The sequence below is a fragment of the Fictibacillus nanhaiensis genome, from assembly GCF_019801215.1.
In the GTDB taxonomy this organism is placed as follows: domain Bacteria; phylum Bacillota; class Bacilli; order Bacillales; family Fictibacillaceae; genus Fictibacillus; species Fictibacillus nanhaiensis_C.
The window spans coordinates 336,053-353,761 of sequence record NZ_JAHVJO010000001.1 but is presented as its reverse complement, the minus strand read 5'-3'; the positions used below and the strand labels follow the sequence as shown (position 1 = coordinate 353,761).

Below are 17,709 nucleotides of genomic sequence, written 5' to 3'. Positions count from 1 at the left end.
ATACCTTTCGTCCAGCTTCTTTTTCGTTAACGAATTCTTTCAATCTTAATATCATTTTTTTCGATGATCTTATTGATCACATATCCAGCCATATACAATCCTGACACAGACGGCACAAAGGCATTAGATGAAGGCGGCAGTTTCGCTTTTCGTATGCCAGGCGCATTTTTAGGAACAATTTCTTCACGGATTTCTTCACGGATTTTTATCGGTTTTTCATCCGAAAATACAACGGGTATTCCCTTTGTAATCCCTTCTTTTCTTAATCGCTGACGAATTACCTTTGCCATTGGGTCATAACTTGTTTTAGAAATGTCTGTAATCTGAAGCTTAGTAGGATCAAGCTTATTTGCTACACCCATACTTGAAATAATCGGAATGTTGCGATCAAGGCACTCTTTCATTAAATGTATCTTATATGAGATCGTATCAGAGGCATCTACAACAAAATCTAAACCATATTCAAAAATTTGTTCATACGTTTCTTCTGTATAAAACATCTTTAATGCGATGACTTCACAATCAGGATTGATCAGCGCGATCCTCTCTTTCATCAAGTCAACTTTTGGCTGGCCTACCGTTGAAATTAATGCATGTATCTGACGATTTACATTCGTGATATCCACATCGTCTTTATCTATAAGAATTAAACGTCCAACTCCTGATCGGGCAAGAGCTTCTGCTGAGAAAGAACCTACTCCTCCGATCCCTAAAACGGCAACTGTAGTGTTTTTAAGAACGTTTATCCCATCTTTTCCGATAGCAAGTTCGTTTCTTGAGAATTGATAAAGCATAGATTTTGAAATCTCCTTTCAAAGTGCACATGAATAAAGAAAATGCATCTTTATCAGCATATCCACTTTTTAAAACAAAATCAATATGCTTACTAGGTTTAAGCGTTTGTAAGCACAAAAAAATGAGCCCCAAGTATGCCGTCTTCCCTTAGTTTTGAACCTGCTCTCGCAGGTGGGTGCCCTGTTCCTCATTTTGTCCGTCCCCCATCTTTCAGGGCATGAACGCTGTGAGGAAACAAAAACTCCCTAACACTTAATGTTGGCTCAAAACTTTCGGGTTGTTAACGGTCATCATAGGACCCATCGTTTAAATAAATACTATCACACGTACTTTGCAATTACAAGACAAAAAGTGTCTTCAAAATAAACAATTCTTATTTTTCTAAATTTTCCATTACTTTGATTCTTGTTTTAACTTCACAGCTAAGTGAAGCTCATCAAGCTGTTTTTCATTGACCGCTGAAGGTGCATTTGTTAATAAACATGATGCAGATGCTGTTTTCGGGAAAGCAATCGTATCTCTTAAGTTTGATCTGCCTGCTAAAAGCATGACAATACGGTCTAACCCAAGAGCAATTCCTCCATGAGGCGGTGTTCCGTATTCAAACGCATCGAGAAGGAAACCAAATTCCTCGCGAGCTCCTTCTTCAGAAAACCCTAATGTTTTAAACATTTTCTCTTGAACACTTCGTTCATAAATACGCTGAGATCCTCCGCCTAACTCATATCCATTCAGTACTAAGTCATATGCCTGAGCTCTTACATCAGCTGGATTTGAATCCATTAGGTGAAGGTCCTCTGTCTTAGGCATGGTAAACGGATGATGCAGTGCTACATATCGGTTAGAATCTTCATCATATTCAACGAGCGGAAAATCTACTACCCACAGGAAGTTATGCTGTGTATGGTCAATGAGTCCAAGATCTTTTCCTAATTTCTGTCGAAGTGCACCAAGACTATCGGCTACAACTGACGGTTTGTCTGCCACAAATAATAGCAGATCTCCCTCTTGTGCATGAAGGGTATTTGTTAGGTCTTTCGCTTCCTCTTCGTTAAAGAACTTGGAGATTGGTCCTTTTAAGCCTTCTGCTTCTACCTTCATCCAAGCTAGACCTTTCGCACCATATCGAGCGGTAAACTCAGTCAATGAATCAATGTCTTTTCTTGAATAATTTGCAGCTTTTCCTTTTACATTGATTGCTTTAACTTCTCCACCGTTACTCACTGCTGAAGCGAACACTTTAAAGCCTGAGTCCCTTACAAGATCTGAAACATTTATTAATTCTAGACCAAAGCGGGTGTCAGGTTTATCAGAGCCATAACGATCCATCGCTTCTTTGTAAGTCATTCTAGGAAATGGTTTTGGAATATCAATGCCTTTAACTTGTTTAACAAGACCGGTCATCATATCTTCCATCATTGATAAAAGGGCTTCCTGACCGATAAAAGAGGTTTCAATATCAACTTGTGTGAATTCAGGCTGACGGTCAGCACGCAAATCCTCGTCTCTAAAACAACGTACAATCTGATAATACTTTTCAAATCCTGAAACCATTAATAACTGCTTAAACAATTGCGGTGATTGAGGCAAAGCATAGAATTCACCTGGATGCACACGGCTAGGTACAAGATAATCTCGCGCACCTTCAGGAGTACTTTTTGTAAGCATCGGTGTTTCCATTTCCATAAATTCATCATTCTCTAAAAAATTACGAATATAGCGGGTAACTTCATGTCTCATCTTCATCGTCTCTTGCATGACAGGACGACGAAGATCCAAATAACGATATTTCAAACGAATATCCTCAGTGATCTCAGCATCATCACTAATGGAAAAAGGAGGTGTTTTAGCACTGTTCAAAATTTTAATGTTTTCACCTGAAATTTCGATCTTTCCTGTATCCATTGCCAAGTTAACGGTTTTTTCATCTCTTTCAATAACTGTGCCTGTAACTGTTACTACAAACTCACTTCTGATTTTTTCAGCGGTTTCTAAGCTTGAGGATGAAACGTTAGGCGAGAATACGACTTGCACGATCCCTGAGCGGTCACGCAGATCGATAAAAATAAGTCCTCCTAGATCTCTTCGTTTTTGTACCCAACCTGTAATAGTCACTTTTTCACCGATAAACTGTTCGGTAATCTTCCCGCAATGATGTGTGCGATATTCCATAAGATGTGTCCTCCTTATTTTCCTTGCTTAATAAATGAGCTCAATTCCTCTAAACGCACTTCTGTTTGTTCACCAGACTGCATATTTTTAACATTAATGATTCCTTTAGCCAGTTCTTCATCACCTAAGATTGCTACAAACTTCGCTTTTAATCGATCTGCTGCTTTAAACTGCGCTTTCATTTTTTTATCTAAATAATCCTTATCACTTTTTATTCCTGCTTGGCGAAGCTCGTTTAAAAGGGAAACAGATTTACGCTTCGCATCATCTCCGAGCGCCACTACATAACAATCCAAGACATCTTCTGTGTCGAGCGTGATTCCTTCAGCCTCTAATGCCATTAAAAGACGCTCAAGGCTCATCGCAAATCCGATACTCGGTGTAGGAGGTCCGCCTAAGTCTTCAACTAAACCATTGTATCTTCCTCCGCCACTTAAGGTTGTAATGGCTCCAAATCCGTCTGCATCGCTCATAATCTCAAATGCAGTATGGTTATAATAATCAAGTCCTCTTACAAGTGTAGGATCTAGTGCATAGTCGATGTTCATCTCAGTTAAGGCTGTTTTCACTTGTTCAAAATAGACCTTTGATTCTTCGTTTAGATGATCGATGATCGATGGAGCAGACTTCATCAGTTCGTGATCTCGATCTTTCTTACAATCGAGAATACGTAAAGGATTTTTTGTTAAGCGATTTTGACAATCTGAGCAAAACTCTCCGATACTTGGTTCAAAATGAGCAATCAGTGCCTCTTTATGAGTCTTTCTGCTTTCAGCGTCTCCTAATGTATTTAACACAAGACGGAGTTTCTTTAATCCAAGCTCCTTATAAAGCGACATCGCAAGGGAGATCACTTCGGCGTCAATGGCTGGGTCAGCTGAGCCCATCGCTTCAATCCCAAATTGGACAAACTGGCGATAACGTCCCGCTTGTGGTCTCTCGTAACGGAACATTGGTGCGATGTAATAAAGCTTGATCGGTTGTCCAGCAAGTCCGAAAAGCTTATTTTCAACGTAAGAGCGCGTTACCGGTGCCGTTCCTTCTGGTCGAAGGGTCAGGCTTCGATCTCCTCTATCTGTAAAAGTGTACATTTCTTTTTGAACAATATCTGTAGAATCCCCTACACCTCTTTGAAAAAGATCAGTATGTTCAAACATCGGTGTGCGGATTTCTTTATAATTGAATCTTGCAGATATTTCTTTCGCTTTTGCTTCAATGATCTGCCACTTTTCTACTTCTCCTGGGAGAATATCTTTCGTCCCCCTTGGAATATTAATACTCATTTCTTTCATCCTCCCTTGAATCGTTGCTCATTTCAAAAAAAAAAAACTCCCATCCCTTATGAAAAAATATATTTCATAAGGGACGGGAGTTCCCGCGGTGCCACCCTGCTTCGAAGCCGTTTTTAAGCTTCCTCATTATGCAAGTAACGATTGCCCACGTGTAACTCTACTGAGGTTGTAACTAACCGTTCGAATTAAAACCTATGAAGTGTCTTTCACTCTATCATCAGGGAGAAATACTTTCAGCTAAGGCATTTCCTCTCTAACCCTGTGGGGTAAAGCTACTTTTCTTCGTCATCAGTTTTTCATTTTGGAATTGTAAATTATCATACTTTTCAAAGAGGTGCTATGTCAATAGTTTTCACGTTTTATTTTTTTCTTCAGTTGATTGACCTGATAAAGATCCAAACCAAACTCTTGTGCAAGCTCGATGTTGTTTGCTGATTTCTCTAACGAAAGGAAGTCATGAAAGCTCATTTGCTTCCATTGTGAAACCCCATCTAATCCTTTTTGGTTTTGTCTCATAATAAAAAAACTCCTCCGCTTTTTTGGTTAGTCTATCCAAAAAGGCGAAGGTTTCATTCATAGTGTTTTCGTTAAGCTTTAGAATCTAACACTAATGTTACAGGTCCATCGTTTGTAAAAGCGACATCCATCATCGCACCAAACACTCCGGTTTGAACATTAACGCCAAGGCTCATAAGTTTTTCATTAAAATAGTCATACATTTTTTTAGCATGATCGGGTTTAGCAGCATCCATAAAATTAGGTCTTCTGCCTTTTTTCGTATCTCCGTACAACGTAAACTGTGATATGGACAAGATACTTCCATCAGTGTCTTTTAGTGATAAATTCATCTTGTCGTTATCATCTTCAAAAATACGGAGATTGATTATTTTTTCAGCCAGATAGTCAGCATCTTGTTCCGTATCCTCATGTGTTACACCGACTAAAAGCATAAGCCCTCTATCTATGTTACCTTTCACTTGTGCTTCTACTGTTACCGTTGCCTTTTTTGCTCGTTGCAGTACTACTCTCATACAAAAGTCACTTCCTTAAAGCCTATTGCATAATACGGCGTACAGCGTAAATGTCAGGTATCCGTTTAATGCGTTCCACTACTTTTTGCAGATGGCTGACATTGTGGATAGAGATAGACATACTGATTGTTGCCATCTTATTTCGATCTGATTTCCCGCTAACTGCAGTTATGTTTGTTTTCGTTTCGGCTACAGCCTGCAGCACCTCATTAAGAAGGCCACGTCTGTCGAACCCGTTGATTTCAATGTCCACATTATAGTTCTTAGGCTGCTCAAGATTGCCTTCCCACTCAACGGGAAGAAGACGGACTTGTGCATCTTCATTATGGACATTCACACAATCTTCTCGGTGCACAGACACACCTCGGCCTTTCGTAATATAACCGACAATATCATCCCCTGGCACAGGGTTACAGCATTTTGACAAACGAATCAGCATGTTATCGATACCTTTAACAACGATTCCTGAATCTGTCCGCCTTTTTTCTGGCGGTTTCTCAGAAGAATCCCTTATCGCATCAAGCAGTTCCGAGTTGTCTGGATCTTGTTCTTTTTTACGGCGGACCTTATCTGTTAAACGGGTTGCGATCTGCGCAGCAGTTATGCCATTGTAGCCAACTGCTGCGTACATGTCCTCTTCCCCTGCAAAGTTGTATTTTTGGGCAACATATTGCAAATTATCCGTAGTGAAAATTTCTTTCAGTTCATATCCGCGGTTCTTGATCTCTTTTTCAACAAGCTCTTTACCTTTTGCTACATTTTCTTCACGTCTTTCACGTTTAAACCATTGACGGATTTTATTTTTCGCATGAGAACTCTGTGTGATCTTCAGCCAGTCCTGACTAGGTCCATAAGAGTGCTTGCTCGTTAAAATCTCAATAATGTCTCCTGTCTTAAGACGATAGTCAAGGGTGACCATCTTTCCGTTCACTTTGGCACCAATACACCTGTTTCCAATCTCGGTATGAATTCGATACGCAAAATCGATAGGAACAGAGCCAGAAGGCAGCTCAAATACATCGCCTTTCGGAGTGAAAACAAAGACCATATCTGAAAAGAGATCTACCTTTAGCGATTCCATAAATTCTTCGGCATCTACAACATCGTTCTGCCATTCTAAAATTTCACGGAACCATGTAAGTTTGTTTTCAAATGTACTGACAGGTGCTTTAACTGCCCCTTCTTTGTATGCCCAGTGTGCTGCAATTCCGTATTCAGCTACACGATGCATATCTGATGTACGTATTTGAACTTCAAGAGGATCGCCTTTTGGTCCGATCACGGTAGTATGAAGGGATTGATACATATTCGCTTTTGGCATAGCAATATAATCTTTAAAACGACCAGGCATCGGTTTATAACACGTATGAATAATACCTAATGCCGCATAGCAGTCTTTAATGTTTTGAACGATTATGCGCACAGCAAGGAGATCATATATTTCATTAAACTGTTTCCCTTGCTTAGCCATTTTTCGGTAGATGCTGTAAATATGCTTAGGTCTCCCTGAGATATCTACAGTGATTTGGACTTCTTTTAGCTTGCTCCTCATCTCATCCATCACTTGCTGAACATAATCCTCACGTTCCGCTCGTTTTTGCTGCATCAAATTCACAATTCGATAATACTGTTGAGGATTTAGGTATCTCAAAGAAACATCTTCTAACTCCCACTTTATCGTCGAAATTCCTAGTCGATGAGCGAGCGGAGCGAAAATTTCTAATGTTTCATTCGCTTTTTGTATTTGCTTTTCTTTCGGCATATGTTTTAGCGTACGCATGTTATGAAGTCGATCGGCAAGCTTTATCAAGATACATCTAATGTCCTGTGCCATAGCAACAAACATTTTCCGATGGTTCTCTGCTTGCTGCTCTTCTTTCGACTTAAACTTAATCTTTTTAAGCTTCGTTACACCATCAACTAGCATCGCTACTTCTTCGTTAAATTGATTAGAGATGTCCTTTAGTGTGATGGAGGTATCCTCAACAACATCATGAAGAAAACCTGCCGCAACCGTAACAGGATCCATTTGCAGGTTGACTAGAATGGCCGCTACTTCAACAGGATGATGGATATAAGGCTCACCCGATTTCCGGAATTGGCCGTCATGTGCACTTTTTGCGTATTCATAAGCCTTTGTAATAAAAGCGATATCTTCTTTAGACAGATAGCTCTCCGCCTTTTGCAACACTTGCTCTATCGTCATGGAATCACCTTACGTTGTCATTGTATATTGCTTCTATTATCGTTAAATTGAACCCTCATGTAAAGCGAAAAACGAAATTTGTCGAATGATTGGGTAATTCATGTGACAGGAAAGTAAAAAAGAGCACCATAAGGGAGCTCTTTTATTTCTATTCTTAGTATTGGGTTAATGTGAAGATATCATAACCAGAAAGCTTATCACGACCATCTAAATAAGTAAGTTCGATCATAAAAGCGATACCGACTACTACTCCGCCTAATTGTTCGACAAGCTTAATCGTCGCTTCGATCGTTCCGCCAGTCGCAAGCAAATCATCAGTAATCAATACTTTTTGTCCTGGTTTAATAGCGTCTTTATGCATCGTCAGAACATCTTTACCATACTCAAGACCGTAATCTACTTTAATCACTTCACGCGGAAGCTTGCCTTCTTTTCTGACAGGAACAAACCCTAGTCCGAGTGTATAAGCGACTGGGCAACCAACAATAAAGCCTCGCGCCTCAGGTCCTACAATTACATCCACATTCTTATCCTTTGCATACTCTGCAATATCATCCATGGCTTTTTTGTAGACAGCCCCATCTGACATGAGAGATGTAATATCCTTAAAACGAATACCTTCAATCGGAAAATCATTAACTACTGAAATATACGGCTTATAATCCATGAATCTTTGCCTCCTGAAAATTACAAACTAGCTTTTGGCCGTGTTTGCTCTGTAAACCAACTTTTTAAAGCATGATAAGAAGAATATACAAGCTGATTTTCGATATCAGCCTGCTCAAACTTTCGTTTGTACGTTTGTGAGCTGTCTAATTCTTTTTTGCCTGGCTCATTATTCACTGTAATCACACCATCGTTTATTGTAACAAAATCCAGCTCAAAAAACACCTGTGACATGAAATCTATTGTTTCTTTAGACCAGCCCTTCCATTTTGCCAGTTCTGTACCATCTTTCTGAACATCAAATGTTTTTCGCTTTGCTAAGAATCCGTAATACCATTTAAAATGATTCCTTGTGGGCAAAGTAGTGAAAAAATGATCAGTATTCTGATGGAAAACGGCATAAATTCTAGCAGGTTCACCTTTTGTCTCCAGCCACTCAGTGAACGTTGTGAGAGAAGGAGGAACATCTAAAAAGACGATATATTTATTGTGGAACATCTGATCAGGAAGGTTATAAAGACCATCTCCCTTTAATGTTTGCTCCGACAATGACTCTAATCCTAATTCTGATAGTGTGTGTTCATTAAATGTTACATAAAACGTTTTTATTTTCGGAAGGTCTGAAAGTCTCCTCCCTGCATCTTTAAGACCACGAAAATCAAATAGCTGGAAATGTGAAACAGCAAGATCCTCGAGCAGAAGCTGGGGCTTTCTATAGCCGTTCCACTCATTTAACTGTAATTGTCCAACTACCGATAACAGGGAATAAGGTGTCATCTCATCAAGTAAGCTGCCTTTTTGAAATCCGATACAATCCAGAACTGAAAGCTCACCATTCCCTACTTGCAGCTTCAGGTGGTTGGATTGACTGCCTATCTTTTTCATCTCTCGAATCGGTACTTGTTCAATGAGTACTCGAGGCGATGGATTGCCAATGCCAAAAGGCGCCAACGTACTGAGTACTTCCACAGTGTCTAACGAGATGTCCTCTAAAGAAGCGGTAAGATCTACCATTGTAACAGGAAGAAAATCTTCTGGTTTTAGTATGTTTTTTGCTTGCTTAATCAACCGATTGCGTAATTCATCCACATTATGAAGAGATAAAGTCATTCCCGCTGCCATTGGATGACCGCCGAAGTGAGGAAGAATGTCACGTGACTCTGAAAGGTTTTCAAACATATCAAATCCTTGTATACTTCGTGCTGATCCTTTTGCTGTTTCCTGTTCAGGATCTAAGCACAATACAATAGTCGGTCGATAAAACTTTTCCACGATCCGTGAGGCAACAATTCCAATAACTCCAGGATTCCAACCTTCTTTAGCAAGAACGAGTACTTCATTCTCTTCGGGTGGAAACGATTCTTCAACCATAGCGATTGCTTCTTTTGTTATTTCATTTACAACTGCCTGACGTTCTTTGTTCACAGAATCAATTTCTTCTGCTAACATCTCGGATTGTTCTCGATCTGTAGAGGTGAATAGTTTAACAACTGGCATTGCCGAACCTAATCTTCCAGCTGCATTTACACGAGGTCCGATAGCAAATCCAACATCTTCTGAAGAAAGTTCTTTTTCGTAAAGTCCCGCTACTTTTAGTAGTTCCTGCAATCCGATTTTATCTGTTTTTGATAAAGATTCAATCCCCATCTTAGCTATGATTCTATTTTCATCCACTAATGGGACAAGATCTGCAATCGTCCCGATACAAGCAAAATCGAGGAGATGTAATGGCGGCTCTCCAAGAATTGCATGAGCGACTTTAAATGCTACACCAACACCAGCAAGACCTTTAAATGGGTATGGACAATGAGGTTTTTTGGGATTAATAATGCTAAATGCGTCCGGTAATACTGGAGGTGCCTCATGGTGATCAGTAATGATAAAGTCTAGTCCGACTTCTTTTGCAACTTCTGCCTCATGAACTGCAGATATTCCTGTATCTACTGTTACAACAAGTGTATATCCATCTTCTTTCGCTTTTCTTAAAACAGGTTCATTTGGTCCGTAACCTTCCGTAAAGCGATTCGGTATATAATAATCAAATTGAGCTCCTAATTCTTTTAAAGCAAAATACATAACTGTCGTACTGCTCACACCGTCAGCATCATAATCTCCGAAAATAAGAATCTTTTCGTTCGATTCTACCGCTTTATGTATCCGATCCACAGTCTCTTTCATGCCATCCAATAAAAAAGGATCATGAAATTCATTCGTGTCTATCTTTAGAAATTTCTTAGCTTTTTCTATTGAATCTATCCCTCTTTGAAGGAGAAGATTGGCAATTAAAAGAGGAAGATCAAGCTCTTCTGCTAACCATTTTGCCTTTTCCTCAGAAGATTCTTGAACCTTCCATCTTGTTCTAGGCTCCAACATAAAAATCACCTCTTAACCTATTCATTATACAAAACAGGATAAGAGGTGACAATTTAAGAATGGATATTTACTTTAAATTTCTGGTTCAGCTTCGACTGGACGTGCTTTTTTGTTTTTTAATTGACGTGCTTTAAACACATACCAAGCTTGTGCTGCGATAAAAATAGATGAGTATGCGCCAAATGCAAGACCTATTAAAAGAGCGATAGAGAAGTTTCGTATTGAATCTGCTCCAAAGATTAATAACGCTAAAGCAGCAAAGACAACGGTAAGTACCGTATTGATGGATCGGCCTAATGTTTCACGAATACTTCTATTCACAATTTCCGCAAGCTTATCTTTATTGTTAACCTTTTCGAGTTTCATGTTCTCTCGGATTCGGTCAAACGTAACGATCGTGTCGTTGATCGAATAACCGACAATAGTTAATACCGCAGCGATAAACGGCAAGTCAACCTCAATACGAAGAATGCTGAAAATGGCGATGATCATAAAAGCGTCATGGAACAACGCGATGATTGCTGCAACAGCCATGGACCATTCGAATCGAAACGCTACATAGATGATGATTCCGATGGAAGCGATCAAAACAGCTAAAAGTGCATTTTGTGCCAATTCGATCCCAACTGTTGGCGTAACAGTACTCACACTAGGCGTTTCCCCATATTTATCTTGGAAATGAGTGTTCAGTTTTGCAATTTCTTCTTTTGACAAAACACCTTTAAACGATACATTTGCTTGGTCGTTATTCCCTGCCAACACAACTGTCGCATCTTCAAATCCTAAAGACTCAAATTCAGCCTGAACTTTTTCGTTCGTCAATGTTTCATTGGCTTGGATGTTTACACGTGATCCAGCTTCAAAATCGATACCTAATTTCAATCCGATCGTTAATAAAAAGACAAGACCAACGACCGTTAGGAGAGCTGAAATGATAAAGTAAAGGTTTCTGTTTTTTACAAAGTTGTAATTAAAGCTCACGAATGTCACTCTCCTTTACACCAAACAATCCTGGTTTCTTATCCATTAAACGGGACTGCACCCATAAACCAAGGAATAGCCTAGTACCAAAAACTGCAGTGATAAAACTCGCGAGCACTGAAATGATCAGTACTAACGCAAATCCTTTAACCGAACTTGTCCCATATGCAAACAGAACTGCGGCTGCAAGGATCGTTGTAATATTCGCATCAAAAATGGTTGTAAATGATCGGCGATTTCCGGCTTTAAAGGCACTTAAAACAGATTTACCGCTTCTTAATTCTTCTTTAATCCGTTCGTACGTGATGATGTTAGCATCAACTGCCATACCTACACCAAGTATGAGTGCAGCGATCCCTGGCAGAGTTAATACACCATTCATCAGATAGAAAATAGCGATGATCAAATATATGTAGATCGATAACGTTATCACCGCAATGATCCCAGGTACGCGGTAGAAAAACAGCATAAATAAGAAGATAGCAGCGATCCCGATAAAGCCTGCGAAAATTGTCTCATCAAGCGCTCTTTCCCCAAATTTCGCCCCAACCGATGTAGAATATATCTCATTGAGCTTAACAGGAAGTGCACCGGCATTTAGGATTTTCGCAAGACTTTGTGCCTCTTCAACAGTAAAGTTTCCAGATATCATAACGTCTTTTTGAGTAAGAACCTCATTGACAGAAGGAGCAGATATATATTTAGGTTCTTTTCCTGTTAATTCCTTTTTTTGTTCTTCTTTAAATGAATCGCCTTTTTCATAATCAAGCCAGATGACTAAAAGGTTTTCTCCTTGTGGAGCACGGTCTAGAACTTCTTTTGTAACTTTTGCAAACTTATCCGCATCTTTTAATGTCAAAGAAACGATCGGTTTATTTGATTGAGACTCAAAGCTTTGTTTTGCTCCATTACCTTTTAAATCAGAGCCATCAAGCAACACTTTGTCATCTACATCACGAAACGTTAATTCCGCTTGAGTAGACAATAGTTCCCTTGCTTTGTTTTGATCAGAAACACCAGCTAGTTGAACACGGATACGGTCATTGCCTTCAATCTGAATATCGGGTTCAGAAACACCGAGCACATTAATACGGCTGTTTAACGCTTCAACCGTACTCTTGAGTGTATCTTCTGTAACTTTTTGACCTTTTTGCACAGGTTCTACTTCATATAGCACTTCAAATCCGCCTTGGAGGTCAAGTCCAAGCTTTGTTTCTTTTACAATCTTTTCTGTTGTAAGCCCGATTAACGCGGCAAACATAAGAAGCACCACAAAAAAGATAACGATCTTACTTCTTTTTACCACTTTTTAGAAACCTCCTTCATGCTGCATCCAAAAAAACAACATAACTTATGTATAGCTATTAACACTAATCCTTCCCATTATAGCGACTGTTGTTTTTTTCTGTCAATTTGTCCTGAAAATATTCATAAATAAAATAAATAAAATCAAAGTCAAACGTTTTTTTGTCGACTTTAAAGAATGATCCTGTCTACTAGCTTATTTTGTCGCAAAATAGAAAAGAGACATCAAAAAGTATAACACTTTTTGATGTCTCCCCTTATTTTATTTCACATCTTCTTTATAAGCATTAATGGTCAGCCACGTCATAAAGTCGTTCAATGATAAGGATAAAATATAATCCACTAAAGTATGTAAACGCGGGTCCTCTTTCTTTTTCTTTAGTTTCGTCATTACGCATTTCCATATTTCCTCATCTGTTACACTCTCATACCCCATGTAATGAAACTCTTCTTTCTTACTCTTTATGGCTGGGTGGACTTTGTCTTTCCATTCGGTGAAATGTATGTTCTCCATAGTAACCTTCCTTTCAATTATGAAACAAGCTGTCATGACTGTTCACTTATCGTGCATATAGTATTTATAAGATTGTCCCAGAAAGGACAGGTAAAAACATGACAAAACAAACACTTGTACAAGGTACTTTACTGCTTATACTAGCAGGACTTATAACCCGTATTCTCGGTTTCGTAAATCGGATTGTAATGGCAAGGGTAATGGGACATGAAGGTGTAGGACTATACATGATGGCTGTACCAACATTCTTACTTGCTGTTACTTTAACACGGCTTGGTCTTCCCATTGCGATATCTAAGCTTGTAGCCGAAGCTGATGCTTCTGGAGATCGTTCCAAAGTAAGGAAGATCTTAATCGTTTCATTAGCAATTACAGGCCTCTTAAGCTTAATCATAACCATTGCCCTATTCATAGCAGCTCCGTTGTTAGCCAATCATTTTTTTACGGATAAAAGAACTTTTTGGCCACTAATTGCTATCGCTCCTGTCGTACCGGTTGTGGCCGTTTCTTCCGTTCTACGCGGATATTTTCAAGGTCTTCAAAATATGAGACCTTCTGCTTACTCCCAAGTAATCGAGCAAGTAGTTAGAATAGCACTTGTCGCCTTATTAACGGGATTATTCTTGCCATATGGCGTGGAATATGCCGCTGCTGGCGCTATGATCTCCGTTATTATTGGTGAACTGGCTTCTCTTCTATATATGTTTTCGATGTTTAAAGTTAAGAAACAAATTCGAATTAGAAAAGGGTTCTTCAAACAATTAAAACAAGGTCATGAGACACTTAAGGGTTTAATGAATATCGCACTTCCAACAACAGGAAGTCAACTTATCGGCTCTGTTTCTTACTTCTTTGAACCAATTGTAGTTGCTAATAGCCTGGCAATTGCAGGAGTAACTACAGCATTAGCTACTTCTCAATATGGAGAGCTTGCGGGATATGTCATCCCATTGCTGTTTTTACCCACATTTATTACGTATTCGCTTTCTGTTTCTTTAGTCCCTGCAATCAGTGAAGCAAATGCCCAAAAAAAATACCATCTCATTGAACATCGCTTGAATCAGGCACTGAAGCTATCCATGTTATCTGGAGGAATTGCTGCTGTCATCACGTATGTATATGCCGTTCCAATTATGGATCTCATGTACAATTCTCCTGCAAGTGCATCATACGTAAAAATTATGACACCTTTTTTCTTTTTCCTTTATTTCCAAGGACCCCTGCAAGCCGTTCTTCAGGCTCTCAACTTGGCTCGTTCAGCCATGATCAACAGCTTGATCGGAGCAATCGTAAAACTCGCTGCCATATTTGCTCTAGCTACAAGGCCAGAATTCGGGATAATGGGTGCAGCCCTCGCCATTGTTATTGGTATCGTCGTCGTAACACTGCTTCATTTTGCTACAGTAATTAAAGCAATAAGCTACACGATTGTAGTAAAAGATTTTGTTCGTTGTTTGCTGTCCATTTTGTTTACGGGAGCGGGCGCAATGTATCTGTTTAAGTACATGATGCCCCAATTCCCTCCCATACAGGGACTCTTGATCTGTGTGACAGCCACTTGTGCTTTGTATTTGTTTACGCTGATCTTCTTTAAGTTATTAGGAAAAGAAGATCTCAAGCATATTCCGCTAATTAAGCGATGGGCATAAGAAAACAGCCCTATTATTGGCTGTTTTTTTATTTTTTATTTTTTTCATCGACATACAAGGAACCGTCTTCATTTAAAGAGCAGAACGATATGGATTTTATATCTTTAAACCCTGCTCTCTTTAGTTCTTGCCTTAACCAAAATGGTGTTTTATTTACTTTTTCTACATTGTCTTCTAAAACTTTTCCGTCCAAAATGAGCGGAAGAATCATCTGCAGAGGGCTTCTTTCTGTATGTTCATTTTTTTTGATTACTGATAATTTCCCTGTCGTTTCCAATATTCCGAACTCTACTTCATTTAAGCTTCTTATATTATTTTCACGTAATTGAGTCAGCAAATCATCAAAGTTATATCTTTGTTTTTTCATCTCTTCTTCATCGACTTTTCCTTCATTAATAATCACAGAAGGTTTTCCATCTACCAGCTCTCTCATCTTTCTGCTTTTTAGGGAGACAATCGCCAAAAGAAGTTGAATTCCGAGCAACACGATAATAGAAATGATGGAATTTAACATCGGAATTTTTGGATCCTCGATTGAGATTACAGCGAGTTCTGCAATCATTATGGAGACTACAAAATCAATTACTGATAATTTACCGATTTCACGTTTACCCATCATGCGAAATACGATAACAATCAAAAAATAAATAAATAACGTTCTAAATATAATTGTATATATCTCCATAATGTCCTCCTTCCATATCTTTTCATTGTTAGTGTGGCACAGATATGAAAAAACATGATACGAAGGTTTTGCCAGTAAGGATTTGTATGGAAACTATAGGGAAAATCCATTGCTTGTACTTCTAATTTTATATAGGCATGAATACAGTATATAGAAAGCTTGTAGGGATAAGGAGGATCAAGATGGGGATAAAACATATGGCTCATTCGATGGGACGGGGTTTGATAGCAATTCTTCTTATGATTATGGTATGTAGTCTAGTGTTATCACTCTTATTGCGTTTTACTGGTTTAACGGAGGCTTCTCTAAAATGGGTTACGGTCGGCTTATCGTTTTTATCATTATTCATCGGAGGATTTATTTCTGGTAAAAAAGGACAAAGTAAAGGTTGGATGCTTGGAGGAGGAACAAGTCTTTTGTTTTCATTTCTTGTGTTTCTTATCCAGTACTTAGGGTATCAGAGTACATTCAATTCATCACAATATCTTTATCATGCTTTGTTCCTTGTCTTATCCATGATTGGCGGAATAATGGGAGTAAACTTAAGCAGTCATAAACAGACCTATAAATAAGACCCGTCACATTGACGGGTCTTTACTTTCTTATAGAGCTGCTTCATCTCTTACTTCACGAATTGCGTTGCGGTCAAATGTCAGTTTTGCACCGTCATTTGATCGAATAACAGCGATTGTGTCATCGATGCTGTCCAACGTTCCGTGTAAACCGCCAATTGTGACTACTCTATCGCCTTTTTTCAAATTTGACTGCATATCACGGACAGCTTTTTGTCTTTTTTGCTGTGGACGGATTAGCACAAAATAAAAAATTGCAAACATGAGGATAATTGGTAATAAACTTTTAATGGCATCCATTTTTCTTCACCCCTTTCAAAAAAGTTAGAAATTTCGAGCGTTTGGTTTATTGAATCCATACATCTCAAAAAATTCGTTTCTAAAGTCAAGAAGCCTGTCATCCATAATAGCTTGTCTAACTTGCTTCATTAAGTTTACCAAAAAATAAAGATTATGGTAACTTGTTAATCTAAAACCAAACGTTTCATTCGCTTTAACAAGATGACGAATGTATGCTCTTGAATAGGTACGGCAGACGTGACAATCACACTTCTCGTCAATTGGGCGGAAATCACGCGCGTATTTAGCATTACGGACAACGAGTCTTCCTTCGCTTGTCATACATGTTCCATTTCTGGCAATACGAGTAGGCAGCACACAATCAAACATATCAATTCCTCGGATAGCACCGTCGATTAGTGAATCGGGGGAACCAACACCCATTAAGTAACGGGGCTTGTTTTCAGGGAGATGTGGCGTTGTGAAATCTAACACACGATTCATCACATCTTTCGGCTCACCGACTGACAATCCTCCAACTGCATAACCAGGAAAATCGAGTGAAACAAGGTCACGTGCACTTTGTTTTCTCAGCTCCTCATATTCTCCGCCTTGAACAATTCCAAACAAAGCTTGATCTTGAGGACGAGCATGTCCTTTCAAACAGCGTTCTGCCCATCGGCTTGTACGTTCCACGGATGCTTTCATATACTCATATTCTGCAGGATATGGTGGGCACTCGTCAAAAGCCATCATAATATCAGACCCTAGTGCATTTTGTATGTCCATTGCTCCTTCAGGACTTAAGAAAAGCTTTTCACCACTTAAATGATTTCTAAAATGAACGCCTTCTTCTTTTATTTCTCTTAAATCACTTAAAGAAAAGACTTGGAAGCCGCCAGAATCAGTGAGGATTGGACGATCCCAATTCATAAATTTATGGAGCCCGCCTGCTTCCTTTACGATATCATGACCCGGTCTTAACCATAGGTGATAAGTATTACTTAAAATAATTTGCGCTCCAAGTTCTTTTAACTCTTCAGGGCTCATTGTTTTAACCGTTGCTAATGTACCGACTGGCATAAAGATTGGTGTTTCAAAAGAACCGTGCGGTGTATGAACTTTTCCAAGCCTAGCACCTGACTGTTTACATGTTTTTATTAATTCATAGGTTACTGCTGGCTTCATC

At 39.1% G+C, this 17,709-nt stretch carries 14 protein-coding genes, 1 other RNA gene, 1 pseudogene and 1 other annotated feature; of the genes and pseudogenes, 2 read left to right on the top strand and 14 right to left on the bottom strand.

Annotated features, from left to right (window positions below; genetic code table 11):
* Positions 1–26: 26 nt before the first annotated feature.
* The 11 genes and pseudogenes from KUV80_RS01740 to KUV80_RS01685 all read right to left on the bottom strand — a co-directional run bounded on the left by KUV80_RS01740 (position 27) and on the right by KUV80_RS01685 (position 13,335).
* Positions 27–794 (bottom strand): tRNA threonylcarbamoyladenosine dehydratase, encoded by a 768-nt coding sequence (locus tag KUV80_RS01740; RefSeq protein ID WP_222460966.1) that lies wholly within the window; start codon positions 792–794, stop codon positions 27–29.
* 122 nt (positions 795–916) lie between these two features.
* Positions 917–1,097, bottom strand: a non-coding RNA gene (ssrS, locus tag KUV80_RS01735) — 6S RNA.
* A 91-nt stretch (positions 1,098–1,188) separates the two neighbouring features.
* Positions 1,189–2,967, bottom strand: a complete 1,779-nt coding sequence (gene aspS / locus KUV80_RS01730; protein ID WP_222460965.1) for an aspartate--tRNA ligase — start codon at positions 2,965–2,967, stop codon at positions 1,189–1,191.
* A gap of 14 nt (positions 2,968–2,981) precedes the next feature.
* The gene (hisS, locus tag KUV80_RS01725; protein WP_222460964.1) at positions 2,982–4,250 is read right to left on the bottom strand and encodes a histidine--tRNA ligase; all 1,269 of its coding nucleotides are present in this window, start codon (positions 4,248–4,250) and stop codon (positions 2,982–2,984) included.
* A gap of 75 nt (positions 4,251–4,325) precedes the next feature.
* Positions 4,326–4,557, bottom strand: a binding site (T-box leader).
* Positions 4,558–4,601: 44 nt separating this feature from the next.
* The gene (locus KUV80_RS01720) at positions 4,602–4,775 is read right to left on the bottom strand and encodes a hypothetical protein (RefSeq protein ID WP_222460963.1); all 174 of its coding nucleotides are present in this window, start codon (positions 4,773–4,775) and stop codon (positions 4,602–4,604) included.
* A gap of 71 nt (positions 4,776–4,846) precedes the next feature.
* The gene (gene dtd / locus KUV80_RS01715) at positions 4,847–5,290 is read right to left on the bottom strand and encodes a D-aminoacyl-tRNA deacylase (RefSeq protein WP_222460962.1); all 444 of its coding nucleotides are present in this window, start codon (positions 5,288–5,290) and stop codon (positions 4,847–4,849) included.
* A 22-nt stretch (positions 5,291–5,312) separates the two neighbouring features.
* A complete protein-coding gene (locus tag KUV80_RS01710; RefSeq protein WP_222460961.1) occupies positions 5,313–7,496 on the bottom strand; it encodes a RelA/SpoT family protein in 2,184 nt (727 codons plus the stop codon).
* A 154-nt stretch (positions 7,497–7,650) separates the two neighbouring features.
* Positions 7,651–8,163, bottom strand: coding sequence for an adenine phosphoribosyltransferase (locus KUV80_RS01705; RefSeq protein WP_222460960.1), 513 nt, complete (start codon positions 8,161–8,163; stop codon positions 7,651–7,653).
* 20 nt (positions 8,164–8,183) lie between these two features.
* On the bottom strand, positions 8,184–10,535 hold the full coding sequence (gene recJ, locus KUV80_RS01700) for a single-stranded-DNA-specific exonuclease RecJ (protein WP_222460959.1): 2,352 nt from the start codon (positions 10,533–10,535) through the stop codon (positions 8,184–8,186).
* 72 nt (positions 10,536–10,607) lie between these two features.
* Positions 10,608–12,822, bottom strand: a pseudogene (secDF, locus tag KUV80_RS18565) (protein translocase subunit SecDF).
* Positions 12,823–13,083: 261 nt separating this feature from the next.
* The gene (locus KUV80_RS01685; RefSeq protein ID WP_222460956.1) at positions 13,084–13,335 is read right to left on the bottom strand and encodes a post-transcriptional regulator; all 252 of its coding nucleotides are present in this window, start codon (positions 13,333–13,335) and stop codon (positions 13,084–13,086) included.
* A gap of 98 nt (positions 13,336–13,433) precedes the next feature.
* Between KUV80_RS01685 and spoVB the strand changes: the two genes are divergently transcribed.
* A complete protein-coding gene (spoVB, locus tag KUV80_RS01680; RefSeq protein WP_222460955.1) occupies positions 13,434–14,984 on the top strand; it encodes a stage V sporulation protein B in 1,551 nt (516 codons plus the stop codon).
* A 28-nt stretch (positions 14,985–15,012) separates the two neighbouring features.
* Here the strand turns inward: spoVB and KUV80_RS01675 are convergent, their stop codons facing one another.
* The gene (locus KUV80_RS01675; RefSeq protein ID WP_222460954.1) at positions 15,013–15,669 is read right to left on the bottom strand and encodes a DUF421 domain-containing protein; all 657 of its coding nucleotides are present in this window, start codon (positions 15,667–15,669) and stop codon (positions 15,013–15,015) included.
* Between the two features lie 182 nt (positions 15,670–15,851).
* On the opposite strand from KUV80_RS01675, the gene KUV80_RS01670 reads away from it, so the two are divergent.
* On the top strand, positions 15,852–16,241 hold the full coding sequence (locus tag KUV80_RS01670; RefSeq protein WP_222460953.1) for a TIGR04086 family membrane protein: 390 nt from the start codon (positions 15,852–15,854) through the stop codon (positions 16,239–16,241).
* Positions 16,242–16,271: 30 nt separating this feature from the next.
* On the opposite strand, the gene yajC is transcribed toward KUV80_RS01670, so the two are convergent.
* Together yajC and tgt are read right to left on the bottom strand one after the other, a co-directional pair.
* A complete protein-coding gene (gene yajC, locus KUV80_RS01665) occupies positions 16,272–16,541 on the bottom strand; it encodes a preprotein translocase subunit YajC (RefSeq protein WP_222460952.1) in 270 nt (89 codons plus the stop codon).
* Positions 16,542–16,565: 24 nt separating this feature from the next.
* Positions 16,566–17,708, bottom strand: coding sequence for a tRNA guanosine(34) transglycosylase Tgt (gene tgt / locus KUV80_RS01660; RefSeq protein ID WP_222460951.1), 1,143 nt, complete (start codon positions 17,706–17,708; stop codon positions 16,566–16,568).
* Between the last annotated feature and the right edge of the window lies 1 nt (position 17,709).